The 5,483-nt window shown below is 70.5% G+C and carries 5 protein-coding genes; all 5 read right to left on the bottom strand.

The features are described 5' to 3' along the window. Positions 1-1,136 (bottom strand): tripartite tricarboxylate transporter permease (locus tag AC30N0_RS07095; RefSeq protein ID WP_489517225.1); only part of this gene is annotated, 1,136 nt, incomplete at its 3' end. A 91-nt stretch (positions 1,137-1,227) separates the two neighbouring features. Beyond that, the gene (locus tag AC30N0_RS07090; RefSeq protein WP_489517224.1) at positions 1,228-1,710 is read right to left on the bottom strand and encodes a tripartite tricarboxylate transporter TctB family protein; all 483 of its coding nucleotides are present in this window, start codon (positions 1,708-1,710) and stop codon (positions 1,228-1,230) included. Between the two features lie 45 nt (positions 1,711-1,755). After that, positions 1,756-2,739 carry a Bug family tripartite tricarboxylate transporter substrate binding protein gene (locus AC30N0_RS07085; protein WP_489517223.1) on the bottom strand — a complete coding sequence of 328 codons (984 nt, stop codon included), beginning with the start codon at positions 2,737-2,739 and terminating at the stop codon, positions 1,756-1,758. 95 nt (positions 2,740-2,834) lie between these two features. Further along, positions 2,835-3,260 (bottom strand): response regulator, encoded by a 426-nt coding sequence (locus AC30N0_RS07080; protein ID WP_489517222.1) that lies wholly within the window; start codon positions 3,258-3,260, stop codon positions 2,835-2,837. 7 nt (positions 3,261-3,267) lie between these two features. Continuing rightward, a partial coding sequence (locus AC30N0_RS07075; protein WP_489517221.1) for a PAS domain S-box protein occupies positions 3,268-5,483 on the bottom strand: 2,216 nt, incomplete at its 5' end.

Genomic DNA, 5,483 nt, shown 5'->3' with positions numbered 1-5,483 from the left:
GCCTTGATGCACATCCAGCCGAGCGGCAGCATGATCAGGTTGGCGATGATGAAGAGCAGGAAGACGGCGTAGATGTTCTGCGGGTTGTTGGTGAACAGCGTCGGGCCCGGATTCATGTTCTTCATGTAGAGCACGCCGATCACGATCGCGGTGATCGAGTCGCCCGGGATGCCGAAGACCAGGGCCGGGATCCAGGCGCCGGCCAGGGCGCTGTTGTTTGCCGAACCGCTCTCGACGATGCCTTCGACGTGGCCGGTGCCGAACTTCTCGGGCTCCTTCGAGAACTTCTTGCTCATCGCGTACGACATCCAGGCAGCGATGTCGGCACCGGCCCCGGGCAGCGCGCCGATCAGGGTGCCGAGGGTGCTGCCGCGCAGGATCTGCACCGGGTACTTCACGGCAAGGCGCCACATGCCCTTGAAGACATTGCCGATCGGCTGGTCGACGATCAGCGGCTCGCCTTCCATGCGCACCATGTAGCGGATGATTTCGGAGACCGCGAAGGCGCCGATCATCAGCGGGATCAGGCCGATGCCGCCGAGCAGGTCCGAGCTGCCGAAGGTGAAGCGCGGGAAGGCGGCCGGGTTGTTCAGGCCGACGCCGGCGATGAGCAGGCCGAAGAGCAGGGTCACGAGGCCCTTCAGCGGCCGGTCGGTGGAGATGAAGACGGCGCAGGTCAGGCCCATCAGGACCAGCCAGAAGTACTCGAAGGAGCTGAACTTGAGCGCCACTTCGGCCAGCGCCGGCGCGGCGACGATCAGCACCGCGGTCCCGAACAGGCCGCCGACCGCCGAGAAGACGAGCCCGGCCCCGAGCGCGAGCTCGGCCTGGCCCTTCTTCGTCATCGCGAAGGCCTCGTCGGTATAGGCGGCCGACGCCGGCGTGCCCGGCATGCGCAGCAGGCAGCCGGGGATGTCGCCGGAGAAGATCGCCATCGCCGTGGCCGTGACCATCGCCGCGATGGCCGGGATCGGCGCCATGAAGAAGGTCACCGGCACCAGCAGCGCCACCGCCATCGTCGCGGTCAGGCCGGGCACCGCGCCGACGAAGAGGCCGAACAGCGAAGCCCCGAGCATCACCAGCACGTTGGCCGGATCGAAGACGAGCCGGAACGCTTCCGTCCAGGCCGGATTCATGAAGCCCCCACGCTTGCGGCTTGCGCCGCGGCGCTGCCCCCCGAGGGGGCGCGGGCCGCCTCGGGAGCGGCCCGGCGTCGGCCCGGCCGGTTCACCACGCGATCGGCTGCAGGATGCCCCAGGGCAGCGGCACCCTGAGCAACCGGTAGAAGGCAAGGTGGATGAGCAGCGTCGCGATCAGCGACACGAGGAGCAGCGGCACGAGGCGGACGCGCAGCACCCACATCAAGGCTGCCAGGTAGACGAAGGCGGTGAGGACGAAGCCGAGCCGCTGCACGGCCAGGATGTAGAAGAGGTTGGCACCGACGAGCACCGCGAACGCCAGGACCTGGCGGCCCGAGCCGAACCACGCCGGCGCCTCGGCCCACGGCACCGGCCGGGCGGCGCGCCGGCTGAGCACGCCGCGCACCACCAGGAGCAGCCCGCAGACGGCCAGGCCGGCCCCGACCAGCCCGGGGAAGATGCCGGGGCCGATGTTCTGGCCCGGGATGCGCGGGAAGCCCTGCACGTGGACCACGATGGCCAGGCCGAGCAGGGCGAAGAGAACGCCCCAGACGGCGTCGTTGAACTTCAACGGGGGATCCTTGCGCTCAGGACGACTTCGCGGCGCGCCGCGAAGTCACTTGGCGATGCCGACCGCCTTCATGGTCGCGCCGAGGTCGGCGTCCGACTTCGCCATGTGCCGGGCGAACTCGTCCGGACCGAGGTAGACGACGCCGAAGCCCCGGCTGGTCATGAAGTCGGTGTACTCCTTGCTCGCGGCTATCTTGCGGATGGCGGCCACGAGCTTGTCGCGCGCCTCGGGCGCCAGCCCCTTCGGTGCGGCGACGCCGCGCCAGGCGCCGAGCTTCCAGTCGCTGCCCGTGGCCGCCTTCAGCATCGGCACGTTCGGATAGAGCGCCGCCGGCTTGTCGTCCATGACGGCGAGGCTGCGCACCTTGCCTGCGTCGATCAGCGAGCGGGCCTCGGGGAGCGAGCACGGGACGATCTCGACGCCGCCGGCGACCAGGTCCTGCAGGCCCGGCGCGGCGCCGTTCGACGGCACCCAGGGGGCGGCCGCGGGATCGACCTTCAGGTCCTTCAGCATGCCGGCGATGGCCAGGTGCCAGATGCCGCCCTGTCCGGTTCCCGACGCCTTGAACTTGCCCGGGTTTGCCTTGATCGCGGCGACCAGGTCGTGCGCCGTCTTGTACGGCGAGTCGGCACGCACCTGCAGGCCGGCCGGGTCGAAGTTGACCATGCCGATGGGGGTGTACGAGGTGCCGGAGATGTCGGTCAGGCCCTGCCAGTGCAGCATGCCGATCTCGACCGTGATCAGGCCGATGGTGTAGCCGTCGGGCGCTGCTGCGCTGATCGCCTGGTGGCCGACGACGCCGCTGCCGCCGGTGCGGTTGACGACGTTGACCGGCTGGCCGATCTCCTTCTCGAGGAGCGAGCCGATGATTCGGGCGGTGGCGTCGGTGCCGCCGCCGGCGCCCCAGGGAACGATGAGGGTCAGCGGCCGCTCCGGCCACGCGGCGTGGGCGGACGAGACGGCCAGGCCGGCGAGCAGGGCGGCGCAGGTGGCGGCGAAGCGGCGGCGGGTCGGGTGCGGTCGGGTCATGTCGAATCTCCTTGGACAGACCACTGTGCCGCCGAAGGCCGGCCTGTGCCAGCCGGGCTAGCCCCTAGGGCCTTTCGACGGCCAGGCCGCTGCGCCTAGCGAGCGATCTCGGCGGCGGCCTCGTCGAGCAGCGTCTCGAGCAGGTTCGGCTCGATGGGCTTCAGCAGGTGGTGCCGGTAGCCGGCCATCCGGCTGCGCTCCCGGTCCGAGCTCATGCCGAAGCCGCTCATGGCCACGGCGTACTTCGGCCGGGCGGTGCCGAGCTGCTTGAGCAGCTCCCAGCCGTTGCCGTCGGGCAGACCGACATCGGAGATCAGGACGTCGCACGACGCGCCGGGGATGCTGCGCAGTGCCTCCTGCATCGTCGCCACCGACAGCACCGTGTGGCCCAGTTGCTCGAGGAGCAGGCCGAGCAGGAATCGGGTGTCTTCGTGGTTCTCGACGATGAAGATGCGCAGCCGATGCGGCGATGCGACGCTGCGGGCGGGGGCGGGGGCGGTGGCCACGGGTGGGTCGTCCATGAGCTGCTCACTCGAGAGGCAGTTCGATCGTGAAGGTGGCACCCTGGTTGCGGCCGCCGCTCGAAGCCGACAGCCGCCCGTGATGTGCTTCGATCGTCGCCTTGGCAATCGCCAGGCCGAGGCCCAGGCCGCCGAACTCGCTCGTCACCCAGTCGCCCTCCTGGGCGAAGGCATCGAAGATCACGGGCAGGGCCTGCGGCTCGATGCCGATGCCGGTGTCGGAGACGCCGAGCACGAAACGGCCCTCGGCGTTGCGGGACTCGACGCGGACCGAGCCGCCGGCGGGGGTGAATTTCGACGCATTCTTGAGCAGGTTCCAGACCACCTGCTGCAGGCGCTGGGCGTCGCCGCCGACGCCGTGCTCCGGCGCCGCGAGGTCCAGCTCGAGGCGCTGCCGCTTGGCCGCGAAGTCGGCCTCGCAGACGTCGGCGGCGGCCTGCACCACCTCGTGCATGTCGGTGCTGCCGCTCACCAGCTCGAGCTTGCCGCTCGAGATCCGCGTCACGTCGAGCAGATCGTCGATCAGATGCAGCTCGGCGGTGACGTTCCTGCGGATGAGGTCGATCGTGCTGCGGGCGCTGGCCGGCAGGTCGCGGTTCCGGTCGAGCGCGTGCAGGGCGAGGACGACGGGGGTCAGCGGCGTGCGCAGCTCGTGCGAGAGGATCGCCAGGAACCGGTCCTTGGCATGGCTGGCGGCTTCGGCCTCGGCGCGGGCGCGCCTGTTGTCGACGAGCGCCTGGACCAGCTCGGCGCGGCTGATCTCGAGGGCTTCCTGGGCGGCGCGCGCGCTCGTCTGGTCGCGGAAGATCTTCAGCAGGCCGACGACCTCGCTGCCGCCGCCAGCGCGCATGGCCATCATCACGCCGCTGCCCCAGAAACGGCTGCCGTCCTTGCGCTTGTGCCACCGCTCGTCGGCGGCGCGGCCCTCCAGCCGGGCGACGCTCGCCTCGCGCTCGGGCATCCCGGCCTGGCGGTCCTCCTCCACGAAGACGATGTCGCCGGAGCGGCCGAGCATCTCCGCCTCGGTGAATCCGACGATGCGCTCGGCGCCTTCGTTCCAGCTCGTCACGCGACGCTGCAGGTCCATCGACAGGATCGCATACTCGCGGGCGTTCTCCATCACCAGGCGCAGCCGCTCCTCGGACTCGCGCAGCGCACTCTCGGCACGCTTGCGCTCGGTGATGTCGAGGACGATGGCGATCACCGCCGTCGGCCTGCCGTCGTCGCCGAGGATCGGCGTCGCCGCGGTGCTGACGGCGACCACCCCGCCGTCGCGGCGCACGTAGCGCTTTTCCATGTCGAACGGCTTGCCCTCGGCGACGAGGCGCCGGAAGGCGTCGACGTTGCGGGCCTGGTCGTCGGGGTGGACGAGATCGAACACGCGCAGGCCGAGCAGCGCCGGCTCCGGGTAGCCGGTGATCGCGCAGTAGCGCTGGTTGACCAGTGTCAGCCGCCCTTCGAGGTCGAGGTGCGTGACGCCGGCGGCGGCCTGGCTGACGATGGTCCGGAACTGCGCCTCCGACTCGCGCAGCGCCTCCTCGGCGGCCTTGCGTGCGCTGATGTCGAGGAACGTGAAGACGACGCCGGCGATCCGGTCCTCGCTGCTGCGGTAGGGCAGGCCGCGCGCCAGGAACACGCTCTCGCCGGCGTGCACCTCGCGCTCGACCGGGACCAGCTCGTCGAGAACCCGGCGCGCGTCGTCGCCCATCTGCGCGTAGTCGAGCCGCGGCGACAGGTCGGAGAGCGGCCGGCCGACGTCTCCGGCGATGAAATGGAAGATCGGCACCGCCGACGGCGTGAACAGGCCGACGCGCAGCTCGCGGTCGAGGAACACGGTGGCGATCGCCGTCGACGCCATCAGGGTCTGCAGGTCGGCGTTGCTGCGCCCGAGCTCCTCGACGTTGCTCTTCAGCTCCTGGTTGACGGTGGTCAGCTCCTCGTTGATCGACTGCAGCTCCTCGCGGCTGGTCTCGAGCTCCTCGGTCGCCGAGCGCAGCTCCTCGTTGATCGACTGCAGCTCTTCGTTGTTCGCCTTGAGCTCCTGCGCCGTCGTCTCGCCGTGCTCGGTGACGTCGCGCAGGTGCCACTTCAGTTCCTCGATCTGGCTTTCGAGCTCGCGCTCGCGCGAGCCGGGCGCCGGCCGGGCCGCCGCACCGTCGCCGAGCCCGCCGGTCGGGTGCGGGTCGAAGGTGACGAGCAGGAAGCCGGGGGCCAGGTCGTCGG

The sequence above is a fragment of the Rhizobacter sp. genome, from assembly GCF_031412495.1.
Taxonomy (GTDB): domain Bacteria; phylum Pseudomonadota; class Gammaproteobacteria; order Burkholderiales; family Burkholderiaceae_C; genus Schlegelella_A.
The sequence above is the reverse complement of the archived record's forward strand: the minus strand, read 5'-3'. Positions and strand labels throughout refer to the sequence as shown.